Source organism: Microcoleus sp. bin38.metabat.b11b12b14.051, from assembly GCF_013299165.1.
In the GTDB taxonomy this organism is placed as follows: domain Bacteria; phylum Cyanobacteriota; class Cyanobacteriia; order Cyanobacteriales; family Microcoleaceae; genus Microcoleus.
In genome coordinates this window covers 23,225-47,351 of record NZ_JAAFKD010000012.1, presented here as the reverse complement: position 1 = coordinate 47,351, position 24,127 = coordinate 23,225, and the positions used below count along the sequence as shown (strand labels likewise).

The following is a 24,127-nucleotide window of genomic DNA, read 5'->3' as shown; positions in this document are numbered from 1 at the left end:
TAAGAAGGACTGAAGTCCTCACTACGAACCTCGAAAAATCGCAATAATCTTATCTACTTTCCGAAAATTTCCTTGTTCTCATCCGGCACAAATTCCGTCACAACTTGGCCGCCACCACCGTTACCTTTGACAACCACCGTTTGATTTTTCAACTCTCCGGCCGCCCTCGGCCCAGTCAAATTAAACACCGGATTTAGTTGTTTGTAAACCACATTTCCTTCGGCGTCGAACGTCTGGTTAGTTAAATACCACGTTACGCGATCGGTATTCAATTGAGATTGACGTTTTTCCCCAATTCCTACCACATTTCCCGTCAAATAAAATATTTTTTTATCTAAATCTCCCCGCCCGGTATCCCCAGTCATCGTCACCTTTTCCACGCGGTGAAAAATCTTCACAGGCCCGGGCGAGACCACATTTTGCGCCGGAAAATTCCAACTCATCAAACTGCTTTCTATTTGTAGCGGCGGATCTGATGGCATCAATTGAGCGTTTTGGGTTAGCGTCGCAATCTTGGTTTTTAAGTCCACATCTACCTTGTCAGCAAAACCGCTGTCTGTTACTGTTTTATCTTTATATTTGTCAATTTGAGTTGGTTGGTCGCTGTGTACCTTTTGCTGCTCCACAAACCACACTAAATGCTCGGTACGCAATTGTAAAATTGGATCTTTAACATTCGCCACCACAGAGCCGAATAACTCCATTCTTTTCGCTCTGCTGAAAACCCGCGCTTCCTTTGCTGAAGCAGTTACCTGGTTGTTCGCTCCCGTCAAATTATTACGGACAACTAAAATATCTTCCTTCGGCCGCCACTCCAACTCGTTTCCCCGCAATACCACGCCATTTTTTAAGTCAGTAGCGACTATGTTACCCTTGAGAAAAACTTGATTTCCTTCTTGAAATACCTGCCCGGTTTCTCCCTGAATGTCGTAAATTTCTTTGCCGTCCTGAAACAATTTGCCGACAGGTTTCTGAACGTTAACTGTCTTTTGATCTTTGCTGTAAACGGCATTTTTTGAGTTGACTTTCCAGAACGTTTCGCCCTTTTCATTTGCTTGTTCTAGGGTTACTTTGTTCAAAGTTAAAGTGCTGTTTGACTGCTGGGCAGTTTTGAGATCCTCGGCTAATTTGTTTTTTTGAGTCTCTGGCGCAGCCCCACAAGCATTAATCCCCAAAATCAGTGCTGCTAAGAGTAGCTGCATTAATTTTGGGGATTTGAGATTGAGAATTTGGGATTTGAGATTAATCATTGGCAATTGGGAGTTGGAAACTGGTAATCGGTAATTGGTAATTGATAATTTGGTATTGAAAAAGTCAATCAAAAATTTAAAATGTGTCATACTTTGTCTAAATTTTTAACTTCTAATTCTCAATTATTCAATCCATCACCCATCACCATTACCAAGAAGAATGGGTTTAAAGCCTCCTCCTTCTAGGGGGAAATAAAAGAAAATTCTTCACTGTTTCAATCCTCTTCCTTTTATGTAAAGTGCTGTCAACTGTCAACTGTCAACTGTCAACTGAACCCTCACCCATTACCAAATCCCTATCTGTCGTCGTGTTCGTCCATCAAGCTCAAACCCGACAACGGCCGGTAAGCATAATTAGGACGCGAAGTTTTTTGGATGTCGTCTTTGATCATTTCCAAATCGATATAGCGATCGGCTACATTAATCAAACTGTCACTTGTCATCGATCGCAAACTCACCACCTCAACCCGCACGCCGCGATAGCTCACAGCATCCACAGCATAGGCCAAATCGCCGTCGCCACTGACCAAAACCGCCGTGTCGTAAGACCCCACCAACGCCATCATGTCCACAGCGATTTCTACATCCAAGTTCGCCTTCTTAGAACCGTCGGGTAATTGCACCAAATCCTTAGAAATCACGCGATAGCCGTTGCGGCGCATCCACAGCAAAAACCCCTGCTGTTTCTCGTTAGTGCGATCGACACCAGTGTAGAAAAAAGAGCGCAACAGCCGCGAACCCGCAGTTAAGCGACACAGCAGCTTAGTGTAATCAATTTCAATTCCCAACTGCAAAGCCGCGTAAAAAAGGTTAGACCCATCAATAAAAATTGCCACTCGACCGCGATTTTCCAGAACCTGTTCCGGCGTAAAAAGGTCGTTGCTTTCTATTCTATTCAACATGATTGTTATGCCTCAATTTTTATGAAAGATTGGTAAGGAAATAAGTGCTAATTCATAATCTGTCATAGCACCCCGATCGCGAGCTGCTGACTATGACGTTACTGTTTCCAGTAGTTCCAGCCGCTTAAACACTGGTTGGGGTTCCCCCAGAGTTTGGTTCGCAGGCAAAGCGCCCCAGACAGCATGATCTGCAAAAGTCGCTAAACTCTTAACTGCAACCCGATCGTTAAAGTCTATTGAAAAACCTAGCTGCTGATAGATAGCGTTGCTGATACTCGGGATAATCGGCGATAAAAGGTAAGATGCTAGTCTAACAGATTCCAGAACAGAATATAGCACTTGTTGGACACTTTCTAGTTGTCCTTGCTTGTACAAAGTCCAAGGTGCTTGTACGTCAATAAACTTGTTACCTGCTCTAACTAATGCCAGCACAGCTTCGCAAGCCTTGCTAAAAGCCAACTCTTCATAAAAACCCGCTACTCGATCGCCCAAATCCAGGCTCATACCCTTGAGAAGGTTGTCGCCAGAAATGTTTTCCCCTGACACATTTGGCACGCAGCCACCGCAATATTTGCGAGCCATGTTTAACGTGCGATTAAGCAAGTTTCCCAAATCATTTGCTAGCTCAGCATTCAATATATTGATAAACCGAGTTTCGTTAAAATCGCCATCCTCTCCGAACTCAATTTCTTTGAGGAAATAGTAACGAACTGCATCAGCGCCGTATTTATTCACCAATTCGACTGGGTTTAAAGTATTACCCTCCGTTTTGCCCATTTTCTTGCCGTCTTTGGTCAAAAAACCGTGAGCGAAGACGCGGCCCGGCACCGACATATCGGCTGACATCAGCATTGCCGGCCAGTAAACTGCGTGGAAGCGGAGAATATCTTTGCCGATCAAGTGCAGGTCAATCGGCCACCATTTACATAAAGCATTCTCTAACAGCGGGTCGCTGTCCGGATCTAACAAGGCTGTGACATATCCGAGCAAAGCGTCAAACCAGACGTAAATGGTGTGACTGGAGTCAACTGGTATTGGCAGGCCCCATGCCAGATTCACCCGAGAAATCGAAAAGTCTTGCAGTCCCGAGTTGACGAAGCTCAGCACTTCGTTGCGCCGACTTTCCGGCGCGATGAAGTCGGGACGTTCTGCGTACAATGCCAGCAGTTGGTCTTGATAGCGCGACAGGCGGAAAAAGTAATTTTCTTCGTCGCGCCACTCCACTTCCTTGCTGGTGTGGACAGAGCACCGATTTCCGGGCAATAAATCGCGTTCGTCTTTGAATTCTTCGCAGGAGACGCAGTACCAACCTTGTTGCTGGTTCAAGTAGATGTCGCCAGAGTTCCAGACGCGCTGGAAAAATTCTTTGACAATGTACTCGTGGCGCCGCGAAGTTGTGCGGATAAATCGATCGTACTGGATATCTAGTAGCTCCCACAGCGCCTCAAAGGCCGGAACCACTAAATCGCAGTGAGCTTGGGGCGATCGTCCCAAACTCTCGGCCGTGCGCTGAATTTTCTGCCCGTGTTCGTCCGTCCCCGTAACCAGCAACACTGATTTACCCCGCAGCCCCTCAAATCGGGCTAGGGCATCGGCAGCCATAGTTGTGTAAGCGCTGCCAACGTGAGGTAAATCATTGACATAATACAGAGGCGTTGTTACTGCAAAGGTATTCTTTGTTTTATCGGTCGATTTCATTGAATGGTAAAAGAAAATTCCCTAAATTTAGTTTCGATCTTAACTCAGCGCTTAAATCTTTTCTGGAGCGGGCAATCAAGCCCAAATTGCTACAAGTTCTGGGCTATTGTCTAACCCGAGCTATTCCAAAAGAAATATAGCTTTCAGATCAACACTAATCTTTTTTAGATTTTTTTGACGATCTCTCTAAAATGTCTTAATAATTTGACATTTTGCTGCCTTCGCGCCCCCCTAGGAGCATCGATCCCGGGTCTTCAATTCATTGCTTGCAGCCGCGCCCAAAAATCGGGGCTCGCCCACCCGGTATGCACCAAAAATGCTCGGTTCGGCAGATAAACTCTTAGATTAACAGGGAGTTGGCGACAACTTTTTGTTAATGCCCGATCGCCCCACTTGTCATCAAAAACCCCGATCGCCCGCAACTCCTGCCAGTGTCCGCTCCGCTCCTTCCTGCTGCCACCTGGTTTTTGACAAAAATCCCGCGCAGCACGATGCTTTAGATTCTTGCCCCAACAAGAGCGTGAAAGCAGACTTTTGTTGTCAACCAAGGCCGGTTTCTTGATGTTGGCAGTCCGTCCGGCAAAAACAATAAAACCCCAAGCCTGTTAAGCTTAGGGCGATCTAAATTGTGGTAAGTACAACAATATATTATCCTTCGGGAAAATTAACTCGATTTCCGCCAATAGCTTCGGACAAATAATCCGCCGCAGCTTCCACCACCGCGATCGCATTTTCGTAAACCATCCGCGTCGGCCCCAAAACCCCAACGCTACCCACCGGCACTGATCCCCGGCGGTAAGTCGAAGAAATCAGAGTACAGCCCCGAATTGGTTCTAACGAATTTTCCGAGCCAATACGCACCGTTACCCGTTTCCCGGGCGAGTCCAAATCAGGGGATTTAAAAATCAAAGGCCAAAGTAGTTCCTGCTCTTGTTCGAGCAATTGCACCAGAGTTTGAACTTGCTGCAACTGCGAAAACTCAGGTAAGCGCAGGGCTTCTGCCAAACCGCCGATCAGAATCCGGGTGTAGGTGGGATTGCTTTGGCGGCTGCTCAAGGCAGCCAGCATGGTTTCCATCCACTCAGCGTACAGTTCAAAGTCCCGGTCTAACTCGCTCCAGTCTACAGTCGAGAGTTCCGAGAGCGATCGCCCGCGTAACTTGCTGTTCAAAAAATTGGACAAAATCTGCAATTCGCGATCGACAATTTCGACATCAGGCAAATTACCTTCTGCGCCTTTGGGCAACTGTACTAAAACCGAATGAGTTTCGTAGGCATCCGTCACCACGATCAGCATCACCTTTCCCGCCTCTAGCTGCACCAGTTGTAAGTGGCGCAGGCAAGCCATATTGGTTTGCGGTATGGTGATCATGGCAATGTAACCGCTGATTGTTGCCAGGATTTGAGCAGCGCCACGAAGTGCCGCATCCATGCGACCGTCCGACCAGTTGAGCTGATCTAGTACCTGTTCCACTTTGCGGGCGAGGGTATCAGATGGCTGAATCAACTGGTCTACGTAAATTCTGTAGCCGGAGTCAGAGGGGACTCGTCCGGCAGAAGTATGAGGCTGATAGAGCAGTCCAGCTTTTTCAAGAGTCCCCATCGCATTGCGAATCGTAGCTGGGCTGACGCTGAGGTTGTATTCGTCAACCAAAGCTTTTGAGCCAACGGGTTCCGCTGTTGCTATGTAGTGGCGAACCGTTGCCCAAAGGATGTGTTGTTGCCGATCGGTGAGGTTAACGCGCACAGATATTTAAGCAGAATTATGATTGAGAATTGAAAGCCGCTATTTGATGAAACCTCTGTCCCAAAAGGGCGATCGGGCAGAGTTCTTTATTTAACATAACAGATTTTAGGTTAAGGAAGAAGTCAGTTGTTACTGGTTATTGATTATCGGTGATTGGTTATTGGTGATTGGTCATTGGTTATTAGTTATTTGTTATTGGTGATTGGTTATTTGCAAGTTCTAATGCCCCATGCCCCATGCCCCATGCCCCATGCCCCATGCCCCATGCCCCATGCCCCATTCCCAATTCCCTCTAATTATGTTCTTTCAAAATATTTTGCAGGTAACTAGCTACTGCATCCGGCTGTTCCACCATTGCCAAATGACCGCAATTGGGAAGCTGAAGGACATTTTCGCCACAACCTTGGAACATCCAGTGAAAACTAGCCAAATGCAGCACGTATTTTGGTTCCATAATTTTGTCTTTAGTGCCGGCAATAAAATAAACAGGCTGCTTGAGTTGGGATACTATTTGTGGCAACAGGTGAATCTCGGCTTCTGTGGTGGAGTCCAACAAAGCCCCCAAAGCTGCCTCTGGATTAGCCGCCACGAAGTCTTTTAAGCGCTGCCGTCCCCACGATCGCCCGATCGATCTTGCCACAGAATCGCGGGCAAACACGTAATCTGCTAACGGCAAGTGAGGCAGCCAGCGGGGACGCATTTTTACTAGCTGCGTACCCACCGCTCGAAACCGCTCGAATTCTTCCTTTAGATAGATGCCGCCGCCTGCATTGATGCACACGACACCTTGAATACGATCGGACAATTGGCTGGCTGCCCACAGAGCGATCGTACCGCCGAGAGAGTGTCCCACTAGCCAAGCATTAGAAATATCGAGTTTTTCGAGTAAAATTGCCAAATCGCGAGCGTAAGCTGCCGGAGTGTAGTAGGAATTTAGCGATTCTGGTGGCTCGCGACTCTCGCCGCCGTCGGATTGAGAATCGCCAAACCCGCGCAAATCGTAGGTGAGGCACTGATAGTTAGGTGCCAAGCGATCGGTCACAGGTTGCCAGTAGCGACGGCTTAACAGCCAGCCGTGGACAAATACCAGAACCGGGGAAGTTGCAGTGGGAGCCGTCAAATCGCAAGCGTGCCGAACCCCTAGGATGTCTATGGTTGCCATAATTTTATCCTATCTTGAAATCAACACACAGGGATCGCCAGTTCCAGTCGGGCGATCGACTCGATTTAACTTTCTGAGGGAGTGCCAGACGCAAGGGCACTCAGCAAACGGGTTGTTTTAGGAAAAGACCCGTTACCACCAGCAGATGTACTAAAAAACGCGATTTTTTTGGTAAATCTGCCTAAGTTCTGTCAGGATTGAGTCCAAACATCCAGCAAAAACCGAGTTTCACCAGCATCAGTGCTATCCCTAAAACCGCTCGCCCAGCAATCTTTGTCGTACCCCCTCAGCAATTTTCTGCCCCAGATACTCAGGAATTAAACTTTCATTAGGCCCCAACAAGTAGAGAATCAGGCGAGTTCGCCCCCGCCAAACCAGCAAATTAGCATTTACCACCAACAAATCCTCTTGCCAGATGGCATACATAACTTTGTAAAAAAGTCCAGGCTGGTTATCTGCTTCGATCAGCAGAGCCGGCAAGTGGAAAACCGGATCGACGTAGAATTCAGTAGCCACATCCTCCAAACCCGCGTCTAGATTAAATTCCACGGCCAACATCTCTTCAACCTCAAAATGCCCCGCCAAGGCTTCTCGAACCGCCCTACAGACGTTTTCTGCTGTTTTATCTGCCAGTACCTTGCCGCCGCGAGATACTACTAATTTGATAAATACCAGCATCGGTGGGTAAATTTGACCGTAGAGACTGAGACTGTGAATCGTCAGTCCGTAAGCAGCGAGGACACCAAAAATATCGCTCAGTAGAAAAGACTGGTTCCGGTAAGCAAAATGCAGGGCACTTTTGTTACCTTCGGCTCTGATTTCGATGACTGCTTGTCGAGTTTTGTAAAGCTGATAAGCTAATTTGAGGTTTTGCAGTTGGATTTCGCTGCTGACAAATTGCTCGTAAAACTGGGGAAACGCTCGGTTAAAGCGTTTGAGAAGTTCTAGCGTAGATGGTTTTAAACCCGAAGCCATAATTGAGGGGAAGGTGCGGGAGACATACTAGGTATTTACTCTCCCATGCCTTATGGCAATGGGATTTTAGATTTGACGATTAGACTCGAATTGTGCCCGTCTCCTCGCTAAAAGCAGAAGTCAAATCTGTCTGGGAACGTAGGACTAGAATGTCACGGTTGCGCCATTCTATCTGTACTTCCCACCAAGAGTATAAGTTCCGGCGCGATCGGCCCGACTCAAAAGAAGCAATTTAAAAAATGCCTCTGTCCTGACCAGGGAACAAATTTTACCTTAACAGCGGGTTGTCCGGACACAGGCTAGCACAACATTTGTACCAAAATTGACGACAATCAAAAAAGCGAACGCTCAATGTAGGACGACAAATACCTGTTTTCGGCGTAAGATGAGTGTACCGTAAACTGTTCCTCAAGAGGCTACCCGCAATTCATCCCACCCCACTCGGAGTGGGTTTATCGATCGGGTTCTCTTTTACTCCGTCCAACTTTTACTACCTTAACCGCGCCTGCATGGGTTTTTGGAAAAACTTATTTAGTAGTTCTGAGTCTGCCTCTGTACCCCAAACAGCTCAATTTGAGGAAGATGTTGCTCTAGGGTCAGGCGATCCGCTTTCCCCAACGTTTCGCAAACCCGCCGGAGCCAGCAACGCTCGCATCTTTTTCAGTTGCGATCGGGACATTGACCTCTACGAACTCGAAGAACTCTGTAATGCAGTGGGTTGGTCCCGCCGTCCCCTGCGTAAAGTCAAAAAAGCTATTGAGCACAGCTTCCTAGTCGTCTCTATGTGGGAGATGCGGGGCAACCAGCGACGGCTGGTCGGTTTCGCCAGAGCGACTTCAGACCATGCTTTTAATGCCACGCTTTGGGATGTGGTAGTTCATCCTGACTACCAGGGTAAGGGCATGGGCAAGGCGCTGATGAAATACATCATTAAAAAACTCCGCAGTGAAGACATCAGCAACATTACCTTATTTGCTGACCCTCAGGTTGTGGATTTTTACCGAAATTTGGGCTTTATGTCCGATCCTGAAGGGATTAAAGGTATGTTCTGGTATCCAGATTAGCCAGCGAGGTGTCCGTCAGCGTTGATTTGTTGAGCGTAACTAAAGGGGCAAATAGTTGAGAAACCTACTTAAATTTGATCGAGAAAGATCGGTTCTTCTAGATATACTGATTGAAGTTTAGGTGCCAAATTTAACTACACAACCTTGAGTTTCAGATCGTGCTTACTTATTTTGAGATAGCCGAATACTCCTCAATAGCGTAGTTGATCAACTTCAACAGGCTTTAAGCAACTAAAGTTAAGTGGGCGTCTTTTTATACCGCCAAAAATGCAATGTTGACGCGACCAATACCTCAGAAGCCTCTGCGCTGCGGTTAATTACGCCCGGATGTATCCCGGCAGCTTTGGCGGCGATCGAGCTGGAGCTATTGTCAAACTTCACAAGCTCAAAGCAGGTGCGACAAACCAAGGAAAACTCAAATAAAAAAAAGCTTGACAAGCCGGGGGTTTTGTGTGTTAATAGACGAAGGAAAGCTAAAAATCACACCGGGATGTAGCGCAGCTTGGTAGCGCGCCTGCTTTGGGAGCAGGATGTCGCAGGTTCAAATCCTGTCATCCCGATCGCACAACGTTAAATCATAGATTCCAGCAGAAACTGTCTCAATCTGTTTGCATTTGTTGAAAATGAAAATTGATTGAGGCAGTTTTTGTCGATCGTGTCAATGGGGCAATCTTTGCGTTAATGTGTTTCAGGATCGCTCCTGGTGGAAAAAACATGAAATCATTAGTTCGTCTCGGCGCAATATTAGGAATTGTAGGGTGCACTCTGCTGGGCCCCTCTCCCATCGGCAAAATGTCTGCACTGGCACTCCCCGAGCCGCAAGTTTTGGAAAAATTGCGATCGGTGCCGGTATTTACGATTACAAACGCTCAAGGTGCCTTCCTGATCGATACTGTTCCCAAGCCTGGTCAGGGTCAAACAGGCAATGCTTCTGTCGCTAGAATTTTCATCAGCCAGAAAGATGCTCAAGCTTTTCTCGATCAGGTGAAAACCAAAAATCCTCAGTTGGGGGCGTCGGCGCGGGTGATGCTGGTTTCGCTGGAGGAAATTTATCAAATCGCTCAAGCAAATAAAGGCAAGCCGGATCAACTGCTGTTTGCTTTTATTCCGGCTCCGCAGCAGGTGCAGTCAGCTAAAACTTTACTTCAGCAGACTGGACAACAAGTTACCGAGTTAAACGGTGTACCTCTGTTTTTGGCCAGAGGTGGCGCAGACAATGGTTATTTGACGATTCAGCGGGGCCAGCAAGAGGAGCTTCCCCTGTTTTTTAACAAGGAAGATTTGCAGGAAATGGTGGAGCGTTTTAAACAGCAGCAGCCCAACGTGACTTCCACCATTAAAATTGAAGTGGTGAACTTAGAAAGGATTTTGGAAGCTTTTCGCACTGAGAACGACCCGTCCTTGAGCCAAATGATTTTGGTTCCGTCGCGGGAGTCGGTGGATTTTGTACGATCGCTCCAACCAGCCGGTGCTGGCCAAAATCCACAGGCGGCCCCAGCTCGATCGGCTCCAGGAACTCCGGCGGCTCCAGCTCGATCGGCTCCAGGAACTCCGGCGGCTCCAGCTCGATCGGCTCCAGCTCCAGCTCCAGCTCGACCAGCTCGCTAATGGTCATTAGTCATTAGTCAGTTGTCAGTTGTCATTGGTCATTTGTCATTAGTCATTGGTGATTAAGTAGGTAGGTGCAAATAAACTTTGCCACTCGTTACAAAATGTGTATTCCTGTCATAACAAGAGCGATTTCTTTCATGGCGAGATCGCTCAGAAGTTAGTTTCACTGCGTTTCACTCTTTACCTCTAGGGCTTATTTGTTTTCCCACTCATCTACTTAGTTGACAGTTAGTAGGCTGGGTTCTCAACTCAACCTACCAATGACTACTGACCAATAACTAATAACCAATAACTAATAACGTTCGGAGGGGGCGCTCGCACTTCTGACAACTGACCAATGACCAATGACCACCCTTCGGCTTCGCGAGCGGGCGAGATGACCAATGACCAATGACCAATGACCAATGACCAATGACCAATGACCACCCTTCGACTTCGCGAGCGGGCGAGATGACTAATGACCAATGACTAATGACCAAAAAGTATGATGTTTGTTTCGGGTTTAGAGCTTTGGCAATGGGTGAATCAAGCTAAGATAGAGGCGATCGCCTCCGACATTCCTTTATCAGAACTCGACTGGCTGCTGCAAGAGCTGGCGGGTTTGGATAAGTTGGCTCTGCGCTTGGAGTGGTTTAAAGATTTGCCAAAAATTGAATTAAAGTTGCCTTTATCAGAAGTCGATCGACTGTGGCAGCAGCGGTTGCAGGAACGGGTGCCCGTGCAGTATTTAACGGGAGTTGCACATTGGCGGGATTTTTCGCTGAAAGTAACGCCGGCGGTGCTAATTCCTCGTCCTGAAACGGAATTGCTGATTGATTTGGCTGTGGATGCTGTTAAAAGCTCTTCATTTAATCCAACATCGGATTGGGTGGATTTGGGAACGGGTAGCGGGGCGATCGCGATCGGCTTGGCTTCAGAGTTGACAAATGCTACGGTTCATGCAGTTGATTGCAGTTCGGAAGCTTTGGCAGTGGCTCGACTGAATGCCCAGAATTTGGGCTTGGCATCGCGAGTTAATTTTTATCAAGGTTTGTGGTGGGAACCGCTAGGATTTCTCAAAGGTAAAGTGAGCGGGATGGTGTCTAACCCGCCTTACATTCCCAGCAGCACGGTGCTGACCTTGCAACCGGAAGTTTTGAAGCACGAACCTCACCTAGCCTTAGATGGCGGTTTAGACGGCTTAGATTGCATCCGGCATTTGGTAGAAACGGCTCCCGATTATTTAGAATCTGGGGGAGTTTGGTTGGTGGAGATGATGGCGGGACAAGCTGAGGTGGTGGCTGATATGCTGCAAAGTCACGGGAGTTACGGTGAAGTTCAGATATTTTCGGATTTAGCCCGAATCGATCGCTTTGCTTTAGCTTATCGTCTTTAGATTCCCAATATATGCTGCAATTATAAAATAGATAAGATTGAATTCATGCTGGGTTCTTAAAAAGCATCTGCGTTTATCTGTGTTTATCTGCCTGAAATCTGCGGTTAACCGGCTCGCATCAAAGATTTATGCAAAATCTAAAATCTAAAATCTAAAATCTAAAATCGGATGACTCAAGTTTCGATAAATGCCTTAGTTCAAGGGGCAATTTCTGGTAATTATATTGTCAGCTTTCCTACTGATACTGTACCTGCTTTGGCGACGCTGCCCGATCGCGCGGAGTTGATTTTTGCTGCTAAACGGCGCAGTCAAGACAAACCGCTGATTTTGATGGCAGCATCCGCGGAGGCTTTGTGGCCTTATGTGCAGGGGAGTCCAGCAGAGTTCAAATTGTGGCAGCAAATGGCTGCATCTTATTGGCCCGGGGCGCTAACTTTGGTGCTGCCGGCTTCGCCACTGGTGCCGGCTGCGATGAATGCGATCGATCAAAGTACGATCGGAGTACGAGTGCCTAATTTTCCCCTTGCTCTCAAGATTTTAGAGCAGACAGGCCCTTTGGCTACTACCAGTGCTAATTTATCGGGCCAAGCGCCTTTGGAGTCGGTGGCAGAAATTGAGGCGCAGTTTCCCGAAGTTTTGACATTAGTTGCTGCTGAATTAGCAACAGCAGCAACAGTTACAACAGCTTCGAGTTTGCCTTCGACTGTAGCTAAATGGACTGGTGGCGGTTGGGAAATATTGCGACAAGGCGCGATCGAGCTAAAATGCTAAAAGCTAAACTCCTAGGCAAAGTAATATGGCGCCGATCGGCTGGAGCGACTTGATATATTTAGGTATGGGACTGGGACTGGGTTTGGGCAGCAGTTTGATTTGGCGCCCGCGGCAAAAAAGCTTGCAACAGCCAGAACCTGCGCCCTATGTGCCGCCAACTCCTCAAGAAAATGATTTAGAGAAGTTTGATGCCCTTTCCGAGCAACTGAAGCAAACTCAATTGGCTTATCAGATGGCATCGGAGATGAGTCTATTTAAGGCTGGTTTTTTGGCTCGAACTTCTCATGAGTTGCGATCGCCCCTGAGCACTATGATTGGCACGCTGCAATTAATTCTCTCGGATTTGTGCGACGATGCTGCTGAAGAACGAGAATTTGTCGAACAAGCTCACGTTGCAGCACTCAAGCTGGTGAAATTGATAGATGAAATTATCTCTGTTGCTAAAACTGAACACGGCAGTGACAAGATGGATATTGAGCCGATTCAGTTAGCTAAGGTTTTTGATGAACTTGATGATTTAACTTATTTGCAAGCTGCTAATCGCAGCATTCGTTTGGAGATTTTGCCGCCGGATCCGGGGATTTATGTATTGGCAGATTTGCCGAGGTTTAGGCAAGTTTTAGTCAATTTGGTAGATACTGCTATTGCTCAGATGGAGGAGGGTAGTATTTCTGTTTCTGCCCATTGTTCGCCGGAATCTGGATGCGTTCAGATTTGGGTGGACGATCAGCGTTCAGTTAGTGCTTGGAGCGAGTCTTGGGATCTCCTGAAGCAGGATTTGGAGTGTAATGCTACTAAGACTAGCGATAATTCTCAGGTGTCTTCTGGGATGAGGTTATTGATGAATCAGACTCTTTTAACTTTGATGAATGGCAAGTTGGAGGTTCTGGCTGTGCCTTCTGAGTCGGAAGAGTCTAATTTTAACCGCACTCAGTGTTCTATTCCTATGGCAAGTTTGTGAAGAAGGAAGAAGATAACGGATTCTGTAACGGATTTAACGGAGGTCGAGAAGAGGGCAACGAATTTAACGGATTTAATTATTAGACTTCTTGCAAAAATAGTTAGGACGCTGCTGGGAGCAACGTCCCACAAAAATCTTTTTTTCTTGTGGGATGGGCTTCTAGCCCGTCCCAAAATTTGATTAAAAGGACTGAGGCAATCTTGTCTATTGATCAATACGGTTCACTTAAGACAGTTCACGGGGAAAATAATGTGACAAATAGACGCTGCGATTGCTCTCTCTATGATCGCAATGACAAATAAACCTTAAGTGAACCGTATTGGTCTATTGATAGGTAGTAAGGTGCACAATGGGCACCCTACTTATTAGAGATTTTGGTGGGAGTTTTGTGCTTGCTTAGCAAATAGCAGTTAGCAATTCGCCGTTGCTAATTTCTAATTCGACATTCTCTTCTAGGAGCTGATTTTCTAGTACCATTGTGGTGCTGGCGTTGTGCTGAAAACCGATGCGCTCGTAGAAGCTTTGTTTGTAAGTTGTCATTAGGTAAACTCGTTCTACTCGGCACATTCGAGGGTGACTCAAGACGGTTTGTACTAATTTGCGGCCGAGTCCTGCACCTTGGTAATCGGGGTGAATGGCGACATCCCAGATGGTGGCTCTATAGATGCCGTCTGAGGTGGCTCTGGCGAAGCCGATCGCCCGCGGGCCGTCCCAAACTGTCACAACTGGTTCGCTGTTGGCGATCGCGATTTCCCAATCTTCTATCTTGCGCGCCCTCGCCCAAAACGCGGCGGCTTTAAATAGTTCTTGGATTTGTACGATGTCGGCGCGATCGCGACTTGTGCAAAATTGAATGTGACTGGAATCCCTAGTCGTTGATGTCATGCTCAATGTGCCTTTAAGTTTTATCTAAACTGTGTTACTTTTACTGTCTTGCAGGGAGTGAAAGTGAATTTTGCTTGGGAACCTTCAATGATTGAATTCCCGATTTACAAAACTATACTTATTGATACATATTTTGTAACTAATTTCCGTAATTATTAATACTTTTTTGTATAAAGCCAGATTAGACGGCGGTTGAAACCGCTTCTAGACAAGCGAAGTCCGCGACTCGACTTCGCTCGCCGAACACCTCCGCGGACTGAAGAATATCTCGTAATTTTTACCTCCTTGTCTTCAACCCGCGGAGGCGGGTTTTGTTTTTATAGACGCGGTTTCAACCGCCCGGTATTCCTGAAGAATATCTCGTAATTTTTACCTCCTTGTCTTCAACCAGCACGCCTGCGCGTGAGTGTTTGTATAGATGCGGTTTCAACCGCCCGGTATTCCGAACCCAAATTGGGACATCACGAGTCAATCAGTTTTGCAGCCAGCGGGCGGCGTCTTTGGCGTGATAAGTCAAAATCAAATCGGTACCAGCACGCTTGAATCCTGTCAAGGTTTCCATCACAACTCTTTCTTCGTCAATCCAACCGTTGAGGGCGGCGGCTTTCACCATCGCATATTCTCCAGAAACGTTGTAAGCAGCAACTGGCAAATTAGTTGCTTCTTTGACGCGCCAGATAATGTCCATGTAAGCTAAAGCGGGTTTGACCATTAGCATATCCGCACCTTCAGCAATGTCGAGAGCAATTTCTTTGAGAGCTTCGCGACCGTTTCCTGGGTCCATTTGATAGGTGCGCCGATCGCCAAATTGCGGAGCCGAATCCGCCGCATCCCGGAACGGGCCATAATAAGCTGAGGCATATTTTGCCGCGTAGGACATGATGGGAATATCTTCAAATCCAGCACTGTCCAATCCTTCGCGAATTGCTCCCACAAAACCGTCCATCATTCCCGAAGGTGCAATAATATCTGCACCAGCTTTAGCTTGAGCAACGGCGGTTTTTTTAAGCAATTCTAGCGTCGGATCGTTCAAAACTCTGCCGCTTAAATCTCCGACTTCCAAATAGCCGCAGTGACCGTGACTGGTATATTCGCACAGACAAGTATCGACCATGACGATTAAATCTGGTACGGCTGCTTTGACTGCTGCCGTTGCTTTTTGAACAATGCCGCAATCGTGCCAAGCACCTGTCGCGTCTGTATCTTTGTCAGCGGGAATGCCGAATAAAATAATTGCGGGAATGCCGAGATCGTAAACTTCTTTTGCTTCTTCTACGATTTTGTCTACCGATAGCTGGTAAACTCCGGGCATCGATTTAACTTCTTTAGCAAAACCTTCCCCCGGTACGGCAAAGAGAGGGTAAATTAAATCGCTGGTTGTCAAGATATTTTCGCGTACCATCCGGCGGAGTTGGGGATGGTTGCGGAGGCGGCGGGGGCGGTGAGTGGGGAACATAATGTTTTTTTACGGTAGATAAAGTCCTGCTTTCTGGGACTGGCGGCCTTTGTTTAAAAGTCTAAAGCTTATTGTTGGCCGATCGCCGTCAACCTAAGTAAAGTTCTGTAAAACCCGCGAGATCCATGGTTCGTAGTAAGGACTTCAGTCCTCAAAAGTTCGTAGTAAGGACTTCAGTCCTCAAAAGTTCGTAGTAAGGACTTCAGTCCTCAAAAGTTCGTAGTAAGGACTTCAGTCCTCAAAAGTTCGTAGTAAGGACTTCAGTCCTCAAAAGTTAGTAGTAAGGACTTCAGTCCTCAAAAGTTCGTAGTAAGGACTTCAGTCCTCAAAAGTTAGTAGTAAGGACTTCAGTCCTCAAAAGTTAGTAGTAAGGACTTCAGTCCTCAAAAGTTCGTAGTAAGGACTTCAGTCCTCAAAAGTTCGTAGTAAGGACTTTAGTCCTCTCTACTCTCTACCCTTTCTGGTTCCCAGACTCAGCTCTGTGAGGGTGCTGGGATGGGTTGGTACGGATATCTCGCTGGCTGCACACCTGCAACCGGGCTGCCCATCGGCGAGGATAGACTGTAAATTATAAATGTATCGAATAGTAACGGTCTTATGTACAAGCAACTAATTTCAAAGATCAAACCGCTTTTGAAATCACTATTTGCGATCGGTCTGGTACTGACGCTAGCCCTCGGTAACGCTGACGGAGCTCTGGCGGCCCGCAGCGGAGGACGCATCGGGGGCGGATCTTTTAGAGCTCCTGCGCGCAGTTACTCGTCGCCGAGCCGCACCTACGCACCGTCTGGAGGGGGTTACTACCCGGGCGGCTATGGTGGCGGATTTGGTGGCGGTTTCGGATTCCCCTTCTTGCTGCCGTTTTTCGGATTTGGAGGCGGTTTTGGCGGGCTGTTCTCAATTTTGATTTTTATTTCGATCGCGAATTTCCTAGTGCAAAGCTTCCGCCGCGCCGGGGGTGGAACTGACGAACTCGGCAACAGCACCGCTACTACCACGGTATCTGTGGCCCGCTTGCAAGTTGGTTTGCTAGCAGAAGCCCGCGGTTTGCAAGCCGAACTCGACTCGCTAGCGCGCAAAGCGAATACAGACACAGCGGCCGGTCGCGCTCAAGTGCTGCAAGAATCTACTCTGGCGATGCTGCGGCATCCTGAATATTGGGTTTACGCGGGTGCTGACTCTGTGCAAACTCGTTTGGAAGCAGCGGAAGCTAAATTTAACCAGTTTTCTTTGGCAGAACGCAGCAAGTTTACTGAAGAAACGCTCTCGAATTATAACAACCAGCTCCGGCAAGCAGGGAGCAACAATAACCTGCCTGTTGTGCAGGAAAACGGCGCGTTAGTTGGTTCTGATTTGAATTCAGAACCCGGAGAATTTATTGTGGTGACGGTGATTGTCGGTACTCAAGGCAAGTTGCAATTGCCAGCAGTGAAAAACTCTGAAGATTTGCGCCAAGCTTTGCGCCAGATTGGAGGAGTGTCGAGCGAGCAGTTGCTGGCGGTGGAGGTGCTGTGGACTCCTCAAGCTAACGGCGACACTCTAACTGCTGATGATATGTTGGCTGGCTATCCTGATTTGCGATCGATTTAGCGAAAGAGATGGGGCGCAGAGTATTGTCTGCTGCGCCCCTGCCGCGCCCTAGCTGTGGGGGCGAGCTCTGTTGGTTTTAAGACGGAAATGAAGTAGGATTTGGGGAAATAGCGATCGACTTAAAAAAGATTGTTCAACAAATGCTAGTATTGAGAGATTATCATTGAGTGTGATTCATCTACTATTGGCAAGGCCTGACTTTAAAGCGTTTTGCAAACAAGTTAGGCTGGATAAAAAAACTATATTCAGCGAAGAGTGACTGCTTCGGAAGAAGTTACGACCGCCTGCCATCTTAATTTAATATCAAGAAGCGATCTGGAGCTTAAATTATGGCCGACAGTAGCAGAAAAAAAGCACTTTTTATTTTGAGCCAGTTAAATAATGACGATATTGACTGGATCGTCCAAAAAGGCAAAAAAGAGATTCTCGCTCCGGGCGAGATTTTGATCCATGAAGGCAGACAGCACGATGCGCTATACATTGTTTTGAGGGGCAATTTGAGCGTTTTGCTCGACGCGCAGGAAACTAAAGAACTGGCGAAAATATCCAGCGGAGAACTTGTGGGGGAAGTTTCTTTCATTGATGCTCGCCCTCCTTTAGCCACCGTAAAGGCACTCGAAGAAACTCACTTGCTGGCGATTCCGAGGCGGCAGTTAGTAATCAAGCTGCAACACGATATGGGCTTTGCTTCCCGCTTCTATTATGGAATTTCGCTGTGTCTGGCAGACCGGATGCGCGGTACCATCAGACATATAGAATACGGTCGTAATATAGAATTGGAGCCGCAGGAACTCGATCGCGAGGATATTAATCCTAACGTCCTGGAAAATTTAGCCCTTGCTCAAGCTAAATTTAATTGGTTGAGCGAAAATGTCAGGGCTTAATTAATTTTAATTCAATCTGAATGTATGTAAAGTCTCAAATCTCACTACATAATTCGACACCAGAATAGGGGCGGGTTTTACCGGAAAGAGCGACAACTACCGGAACTAAAAAAACCGGCCCCTTTGCTTGGCAATTGCTACCTAGCGCACCGCTTCTAAAAACCTAGGTAAATCTAGATATAAACTTCTACGGTATAAGTTTAAGCGAATCTTTTCTAGTGCGCGAACGCTTCCCCGCAGACTTCTTTGGGGTTGACCAGAAAACTCCAGTTAGAAACGGTATAATAATCGTGTCTACGAGTTATTTTACCGGATTGCTTGGTCTTGTTATTTAATTGGGCCCATTGACTCCATACGTGCTTGTCCGAGTTCACCTCGACATAGGCGGTTATGGAGTCTGGGAGTTTTTCACCTAGTCTCATGCCTCTACGGGCAATCACTAAAGCAGCCGCTTCATCGCAGGCCGGCCCGTACATTTTAAGGTATTTAAATAAACCAATAATGCTTGTAAAAGCGGGATTGACTGTAATCAATTCAATTCCACGATTGGCAAGGATTGAGTTCAATTGCTTGTAGAATTCGTTGTAGGCCCAGCAAGAGAGCATTCGCGCATATTTGCGACTCGCTTCACCTAGGCGCTGCTTTTTGTCTGAAAAATCTAATTCCTCGCAAACAATCGGGCATTGATAGAGCAGAGCTAACGTCGCCAACTGCAAGCAAGCATCAACGATTTGAGCCTGCTGTACACCATTGGGTAAGCCCACCTGCAAGGGGATTTGACCTTTAGCCTTTAAATTGCCATCGGTATCAATATAAGCCCAACCAATTGAACCGGGGTTCATGTCAATCCCAATGCAGCCGTAAACTTGGTCAAAAGATTGAGATTTTACAGGGATTGGCGTAAAAGATACCGCGACTTTCCATTTACCTTCTTTCTTGAATAGATGCCAAGTCTTTGCACCGCAGGTCGGTAAGCGATTAATATTACGGTCAAAATTACCAATCTCGGCTGAAACATTTTTGCCGAAACTCCCTTCAAGACAAGCAGGGGTTCTAATCTTTAAGGTAGAACCGTTCCATTGTGCAATACCATTTCCCAGTGTTTCGTCCTTAGAACCCACCAGGAAAACTTGATCGTGAGGCACGAACACCTTGATTGGTAATATCTTCAGTGTGGCTAGCTTGTTCTGGACGAGAAAAAGTTTACGCTTTTTGTGATGAATTTGACAACGTAAACTTTGCCAATTAGTTTCCCTATACTTGAGCGAACAAGACACAGGGAAATTACAACAAGTTTGACTGCCCGGCCAATTCTTTTTGGCATAAAACTTACTTGCTGCTTTTAACTTTTTCTCTGCCTTACCCAACCAAATTTCAATCGACTTCGCCTTGCCCGTTAATGTTTTGATATGCAATGAGCGATGCAATGCAGCACCGTCAACTTTGCCCCTTGAGTACGCGATAACCCCGTTTGCGTGACGCTTGTTGAGCGAGTAAGTTGTTTGAAGGTGGGTATTCCATTTCGACTTCTTGAAATCGGTACAAGTCAGCAACTGATTAACTGTCTCAATTGCAGCCAGCCTAAAAATGGGGGCAAAGGCGGTCAAAAACATCTCCATCTGACTGAATCCTAAAGCGTTCAGTTCTGACTCTGGAGTGGGCAATCCTTTGACGTAGGTTAGGGATGGCATTGATTCGACCTCTCAATGTAATCATATCTGTACATCTTACAGGTACGGACTGATTCTATTTTTCCGTTTTTTTCCCAACGCCTGATAGTGTCAACGCTGACTGCTTTTAATTGGGCTAATTCCCCAATACTGATCAGTCTGTCCATGCCGTGCCGAGAATTCGTCCTCTAAATCATAGGTAAATCTAGGTATTTTGGCAACAGTTAGGAACCCTAGCGCTAGAGGACAAGTACCGAGCAAACAACCTAGATAATTCCCGGGCCTTTGCCGCGGGTGTCTGCATCCATGGTCAGCTTTCCTTCTTCGCCTTTTTTATCTTTGATTTCTGCAAGAATGCGAGCACGTTCTGCTGCTTCTGCTTCTTCTTTTTCTCTCAAATCTCCAGGTTCGTTGATATACATTTCCGGTTCGATCGCGTAATTGTTAACCAAACCTTCTTTGTCTACTGTATAACCATCTGTAGTGTGAATGCTTTCGTCATCGGTTTGGTCGTCTGTTTTGGCGCTTTTCTGCTTCTCTTCAGTGGTTGTGTGCATGAAGTTAGAGCCTTCGCGTTCTTGGCGCGCTGCTGTCTCAGCAGGAGTAATACCCCGATCGTAGTGGGGGGCTTCCATATTAGCTTCAATTTGTTCGTCGGCCGGTGTTGATTTGCTAATTTGTTCGTCGGGCGGTGTTGGTTGGCGATTAGTCATGATTTATTCCTTCTTCAATTTTTTCAAAAGGTCTTTGGCTTATGTTCAAATATTAAGCCGAAGCTAACTCATTCACAAACTATCTTTGGTTAGAGTTTGCGAGAAATTGCTGTTATCTAAAATACATTTATTGAGTCTTCCTCAAGACTGATAAATTTATTTTTTTATTAAAACATTCACAATCTGCGAGTATTTGACATCTATCTAAAGGTAGGGAATTGGTAATTGGTAATTGCTAATTGGTAATTGACAACAGTCAACAGTCAACAGACTTCACGATTCTTTGAAGAAGCGGATGATTTCGCGGACGTGGTTGAGAAATTGTCCGTCCGAGGTGAGTTGGGCGATCGCACTTTCAGCATCTCTTGCAAGTTTAGTGTGTTCTGCCTGGTTTGTCGATCGCAAATCTTCTATTGATGCAGCTAAAGTAGTTAATCCTGCTTTGGTAGCTCGTTGCTGCCGCTCTTGGAGAGCAGCCCAAGAAGTTTCATCATTTGAATTTAATTGAGCGGCCAAATTTTTGACTGTAGATTCTAATTCTGCAAAGCGGCTGCGGAGTTCGACAATATCTTCGCGGGGGTGCAAGAATTGGCTGCGGATGCTTGTCAGGCGCTGGGCTAAATATTGATAGCCTCGGATAGCTGGACGCAGTATGGTTAAGAGGAGTGCTGCACCAGAACTTAGATAGCCAACAGAACTAATGCCGGTGGCGGCTAGGGCGTAAAGTGCGATCGCGCTAAACAGGTGAAGGGCGATCGCCACAAAGAGCGATCGGCTAGCTAATACAGTAACGTATTTGAGTTGTTCGGAATCGACAGCAATATTTTTTTTAGTAGATTCTGCACCTTGCGCTAAAACTTCCTTAGCTTCAAAATGGATATTCCAGGGAACTGTAACTATTAGCAACAGCCATTCAAAAATAGCTAGGGCAATTACCCAATCAATAAAACTGCCGGCGGAAACGTGCAGCAATTGCAGAATCGCAAAAACCAACAATAAAAATATGCCTGTGAAGGCACCGAAACCTGCAAAACTATAATACATTGCGATTGCCTTAATGGAATGTTATTTAGATTCTCGACAACTTTTTCGATGTGGATGAATAAGATGTGACACTTGACAAATCGTCATCTTGAACCGTATTCATTAGTTGTGAATTATTAGTCCTTGGCGATTAGCGGTCAGGATGAAGTCGTATTTTCCCAACTAACACCATTTGAGATTTAAAATTTGAGATGGGAATGAATGATTGTGTATGGGTTGGCAGCTTGCCGGCGGTTGGATTATTTTGTTAAGCTGGTATCACTCAGGGTTTTACCAAAAAGAATTGGTTGAAAGCATCTCCCTTGTAAGCGAGAAATTAAAAGAACACGATTCATTACTCCAACCCTCTTCCTGACCGGGAGAGGTCGCCCTCCGAAGTCAACCCTTCGGCTTCGCTCCGAGGGCTAGCTGTCAACTGTCAACTGAAGGTGTTTTCTTTTCCAGGGCTACTCAATCACCTATAGCTGAGATAAACTGATCGGGAGGTCGATCGCCCGCGAGAGCAAGTTACCAGCTTGTAACGGAGACGGCGATAGTCTTACCCCGAGAGAAACGACAGCAAAATAGGTGCCTAAATTAACTCTACCGTCTGCAATTTCCAATAACTGCACATCTACCACGTAAAATTAAAAGTTAGCAGCAAGGACAAACCGATGGCGAACTCAACTCTTGGCCTAGAAAATCAACTTTACGATTATCTGTTATCTATTTCTCTGCGGGAACCAGATATTCTCGCTTCACTGCGAAAAGAAACTGCTAATCATCCTATGGGTATGATGCAAATAGCTCCCGAACAAGGCCAGTTTATGGAGATGCTGGTGCAGCTTATGGGAGCGACAAAAACTTTAGAAATTGGCGTTTTTACTGGTTATAGTTCGCTGTGCGTAGCTTTAGCACTGCCTTCAAACGGTAAAATTGTTGCTTGCGATGTCAGCGAGGAATATACTTCGATCGCGCGACGCTATTGGGAAGCTGCGGGTGTCGCAAACAAAATTTCTTTGCAGTTGGGCCCAGCACTAAATACTCTCGACAAACTTATAGCCGACGGACAAGCCGGAACCTTTGATTTTGCGTTCATCGACGCCGACAAAGAAAATTATGAGCTTTATTTTGAGCGATCGCTCCAACTGGTACGGAATGGCGGTTTAATTGTAATTGACAACGTTCTGTGGTCAGGACGAGTTGCCGATCCTCAAGTACAAGACACAAGTACCCTCGCCCTTCGCAGTTTCAACGACAAGTTGCGTAACGATCCGAGAATTACTCTGAGTGTTGTTCCCATTGGTGACGGACTGACTTTGGCGCTGAAACGCCGCTGGGCTATTATGATGGAACCTGAAGAACACAATTAAAGATTTCAAATCTGCGGGAACTTGATTAACACCAAAGAAACCGGGTTTTTATCTGTATTGAACGCTGCGGTACAGTATTGTCGTAAAAAACCCGGTTTCTACCTACCCGTGCATCCAGGACTACATCAATTACAGATAAAAAATTACAATTACTAAAACTAATAACAAATATCATTAAATTAATCTGAGACAAAGATGCTAGTATCAAATTTACAAGTAAAATTACCGATTCACGAAACTTTTCAGTGTACGGTTCAAGGCGAAGGCTACTGGACTGGTGCTTTAGTTGATTTTATCAGATTGGCAGGTTGTCCTGTGGGATGTCCTTGGTGCGATACTGGCTATTCTAATGGTGGTAAAGGTTTACCGTCGGTGCCGCAGTCGATCGCCCAATTGCTAGCTCAACTCCAGTCTCCGAGGGTTGTGATTACTGGCGGCGAACCTTTCATCCACCAGAATTTGCCGGAGTTAGTTCTAGCTTTGTTAGAAGCTGACAAGCAGGTGAGTATTGAAACTTCGGGCGCTTATTGGCAGAATGTTTCGCCCCTGGCTTGGATTACTCTTTCTCCTAAAGAGCACATCAATCCTAAATATCCAGTGCAAGAGATTTTATGGAAGAGAGCTAATGAAGTTAAGTTGGTGGTTAGCACTGGTGAAGAACTTGATTTTTACAGTAAGTATTTGGTTGATAATGTGAATATTCCTGTATACTTGCAGCCGGAATGGGGAACACGCGATCGGGCAATTCCGATTATTTTGGAGTTACTGAAACAGCATCCGAGTTATAGGTTGTCTTTGCAAACTCACAAGTTTATTGGTGTGCAATAAACATCCAAAAATTCTGTAAGAGCGGGGAAAGCCAACCATCTTTGATTCCCACAGACAATCTATCAAAATCTGCTAATATCACAAAAAATGGTTCGTAGTGCGTCCTGGCGTCCGCAGCATTGAAGCGGACGCCAGGACGCACGCGCGATCGAATAATCTGATTAGACAAGATTGCAAAAATCTTTGATTA

The 24,127-nt window shown here is 46.4% G+C and carries 24 protein-coding genes and 1 tRNA gene; 11 read left to right on the top strand and 14 right to left on the bottom strand.

Annotated features, from left to right (window positions below):
- Positions 1-53 precede the first annotated feature (53 nt).
- The 7 genes from lptC to QZW47_RS14525 form a co-directional block, all read right to left on the bottom strand.
- Positions 54-1,250, bottom strand: coding sequence for an LPS export ABC transporter periplasmic protein LptC (lptC, locus tag QZW47_RS14555; RefSeq protein WP_293128155.1), 1,197 nt, complete (start codon positions 1,248-1,250; stop codon positions 54-56).
- 296 nt (positions 1,251-1,546) lie between these two features.
- Positions 1,547-2,152 (bottom strand): NYN domain-containing protein, encoded by a 606-nt coding sequence (locus tag QZW47_RS14550; protein ID WP_096831201.1) that lies wholly within the window; start codon positions 2,150-2,152, stop codon positions 1,547-1,549.
- Positions 2,153-2,242: 90 nt separating this feature from the next.
- On the bottom strand, positions 2,243-3,850 hold the full coding sequence (gene metG / locus QZW47_RS14545) for a methionine--tRNA ligase (RefSeq protein WP_293128154.1): 1,608 nt from the start codon (positions 3,848-3,850) through the stop codon (positions 2,243-2,245).
- Between the two features lie 254 nt (positions 3,851-4,104).
- Complete coding sequence (locus QZW47_RS14540) at positions 4,105-4,398, bottom strand: hypothetical protein (protein WP_293128153.1); 294 nt, start codon at positions 4,396-4,398, stop codon at positions 4,105-4,107.
- A gap of 100 nt (positions 4,399-4,498) precedes the next feature.
- A complete protein-coding gene (gene hrcA / locus QZW47_RS14535) occupies positions 4,499-5,596 on the bottom strand; it encodes a heat-inducible transcriptional repressor HrcA (protein ID WP_293128152.1) in 1,098 nt (365 codons plus the stop codon).
- 292 nt (positions 5,597-5,888) lie between these two features.
- Positions 5,889-6,758, bottom strand: coding sequence for an alpha/beta hydrolase (locus QZW47_RS14530; protein WP_293128151.1), 870 nt, complete (start codon positions 6,756-6,758; stop codon positions 5,889-5,891).
- Between the two features lie 249 nt (positions 6,759-7,007).
- Positions 7,008-7,733 carry a hypothetical protein gene (locus tag QZW47_RS14525; RefSeq protein WP_006631881.1) on the bottom strand — a complete coding sequence of 242 codons (726 nt, stop codon included), beginning with the start codon at positions 7,731-7,733 and terminating at the stop codon, positions 7,008-7,010.
- A gap of 509 nt (positions 7,734-8,242) precedes the next feature.
- Between QZW47_RS14525 and QZW47_RS14520 the strand changes: the two genes are divergently transcribed.
- The 7 genes from QZW47_RS14520 (at position 8,243) to QZW47_RS14490 (ending at position 13,515) form a co-directional block, all read left to right on the top strand.
- The gene (locus QZW47_RS14520) at positions 8,243-8,797 is read left to right on the top strand and encodes a GNAT family N-acetyltransferase (protein WP_293128258.1); all 555 of its coding nucleotides are present in this window, start codon (positions 8,243-8,245) and stop codon (positions 8,795-8,797) included.
- 241 nt (positions 8,798-9,038) lie between these two features.
- Positions 9,039-9,293 (top strand): hypothetical protein, encoded by a 255-nt coding sequence (locus QZW47_RS14515; protein WP_293128150.1) that lies wholly within the window; start codon positions 9,039-9,041, stop codon positions 9,291-9,293.
- Positions 9,284-9,357, top strand: a tRNA-Pro gene (locus tag QZW47_RS14510). The genes QZW47_RS14515 and QZW47_RS14510 overlap by 10 nt, the downstream gene beginning before the upstream one ends.
- Positions 9,358-9,511: 154 nt before the next feature.
- Complete coding sequence (locus QZW47_RS14505; protein ID WP_293128149.1) at positions 9,512-10,405, top strand: Tic22 family protein; 894 nt, start codon at positions 9,512-9,514, stop codon at positions 10,403-10,405.
- Positions 10,406-10,895: 490 nt separating this feature from the next.
- On the top strand, positions 10,896-11,783 hold the full coding sequence (prmC, locus tag QZW47_RS14500) for a peptide chain release factor N(5)-glutamine methyltransferase (RefSeq protein ID WP_293128257.1): 888 nt from the start codon (positions 10,896-10,898) through the stop codon (positions 11,781-11,783).
- 168 nt (positions 11,784-11,951) lie between these two features.
- Complete coding sequence (locus QZW47_RS14495) at positions 11,952-12,554, top strand: L-threonylcarbamoyladenylate synthase (RefSeq protein ID WP_293128148.1); 603 nt, start codon at positions 11,952-11,954, stop codon at positions 12,552-12,554.
- Positions 12,555-12,579: 25 nt separating this feature from the next.
- Positions 12,580-13,515, top strand: coding sequence for a HAMP domain-containing sensor histidine kinase (locus QZW47_RS14490; protein ID WP_293128147.1), 936 nt, complete (start codon positions 12,580-12,582; stop codon positions 13,513-13,515).
- Positions 13,516-13,911: 396 nt separating this feature from the next.
- Here QZW47_RS14490 and QZW47_RS14485 read toward each other — a convergent pair whose 3' ends face one another.
- On the bottom strand, positions 13,912-14,400 hold the full coding sequence (locus QZW47_RS14485; RefSeq protein WP_293128146.1) for a GNAT family N-acetyltransferase: 489 nt from the start codon (positions 14,398-14,400) through the stop codon (positions 13,912-13,914).
- 472 nt (positions 14,401-14,872) lie between these two features.
- A complete protein-coding gene (hemB, locus tag QZW47_RS14480; RefSeq protein ID WP_293128145.1) occupies positions 14,873-15,856 on the bottom strand; it encodes a porphobilinogen synthase in 984 nt (327 codons plus the stop codon).
- A gap of 597 nt (positions 15,857-16,453) precedes the next feature.
- Here hemB and QZW47_RS14475 point away from each other — a divergent pair.
- Positions 16,454-17,446 carry a DUF1517 domain-containing protein gene (locus QZW47_RS14475; RefSeq protein WP_293128144.1) on the top strand — a complete coding sequence of 331 codons (993 nt, stop codon included), beginning with the start codon at positions 16,454-16,456 and terminating at the stop codon, positions 17,444-17,446.
- A 329-nt stretch (positions 17,447-17,775) separates the two neighbouring features.
- Positions 17,776-18,330, top strand: coding sequence for a cyclic nucleotide-binding domain-containing protein (locus QZW47_RS14470; protein WP_293128143.1), 555 nt, complete (start codon positions 17,776-17,778; stop codon positions 18,328-18,330).
- 215 nt (positions 18,331-18,545) lie between these two features.
- Here the strand turns inward: QZW47_RS14470 and QZW47_RS14465 are convergent, their stop codons facing one another.
- The 4 genes from QZW47_RS14465 to QZW47_RS14450 all read right to left on the bottom strand — a co-directional run bounded on the left by QZW47_RS14465 (position 18,546) and on the right by QZW47_RS14450 (position 21,757).
- The gene (locus tag QZW47_RS14465) at positions 18,546-20,021 is read right to left on the bottom strand and encodes a hypothetical protein (protein ID WP_293128142.1); all 1,476 of its coding nucleotides are present in this window, start codon (positions 20,019-20,021) and stop codon (positions 18,546-18,548) included.
- On the bottom strand, positions 20,009-20,167 hold the full coding sequence (locus tag QZW47_RS14460) for a MerR family DNA-binding transcriptional regulator (RefSeq protein WP_293128141.1): 159 nt from the start codon (positions 20,165-20,167) through the stop codon (positions 20,009-20,011). The genes QZW47_RS14465 and QZW47_RS14460 overlap by 13 nt, the downstream gene beginning before the upstream one ends.
- Before the next feature lie 99 nt (positions 20,168-20,266).
- Positions 20,267-20,713 carry a hypothetical protein gene (locus QZW47_RS14455; protein WP_293128140.1) on the bottom strand — a complete coding sequence of 149 codons (447 nt, stop codon included), beginning with the start codon at positions 20,711-20,713 and terminating at the stop codon, positions 20,267-20,269.
- A 273-nt stretch (positions 20,714-20,986) separates the two neighbouring features.
- A complete protein-coding gene (locus QZW47_RS14450; protein WP_293128139.1) occupies positions 20,987-21,757 on the bottom strand; it encodes a hypothetical protein in 771 nt (256 codons plus the stop codon).
- A gap of 653 nt (positions 21,758-22,410) precedes the next feature.
- Here QZW47_RS14450 and QZW47_RS14445 point away from each other — a divergent pair.
- Together QZW47_RS14445 and QZW47_RS14440 are read left to right on the top strand one after the other, a co-directional pair.
- A complete protein-coding gene (locus tag QZW47_RS14445; protein ID WP_293128138.1) occupies positions 22,411-23,109 on the top strand; it encodes a class I SAM-dependent methyltransferase in 699 nt (232 codons plus the stop codon).
- A gap of 195 nt (positions 23,110-23,304) precedes the next feature.
- Entirely contained in the window at positions 23,305-23,937 is a 633-nt protein-coding gene (locus tag QZW47_RS14440; RefSeq protein ID WP_293128137.1) for a 7-carboxy-7-deazaguanine synthase QueE, read from the top strand.
- On the opposite strand, the gene QZW47_RS14435 is transcribed toward QZW47_RS14440, so the two are convergent.
- Positions 23,921-24,106: a hypothetical protein gene (locus QZW47_RS14435; RefSeq protein WP_293128136.1), complete on the bottom strand. Its 186-nt coding sequence runs from the start codon at positions 24,104-24,106 to the stop codon at positions 23,921-23,923. The two genes, QZW47_RS14440 and QZW47_RS14435, sit on opposite strands and share 17 nt — an antisense overlap.
- Positions 24,107-24,127 lie beyond the last annotated feature (21 nt).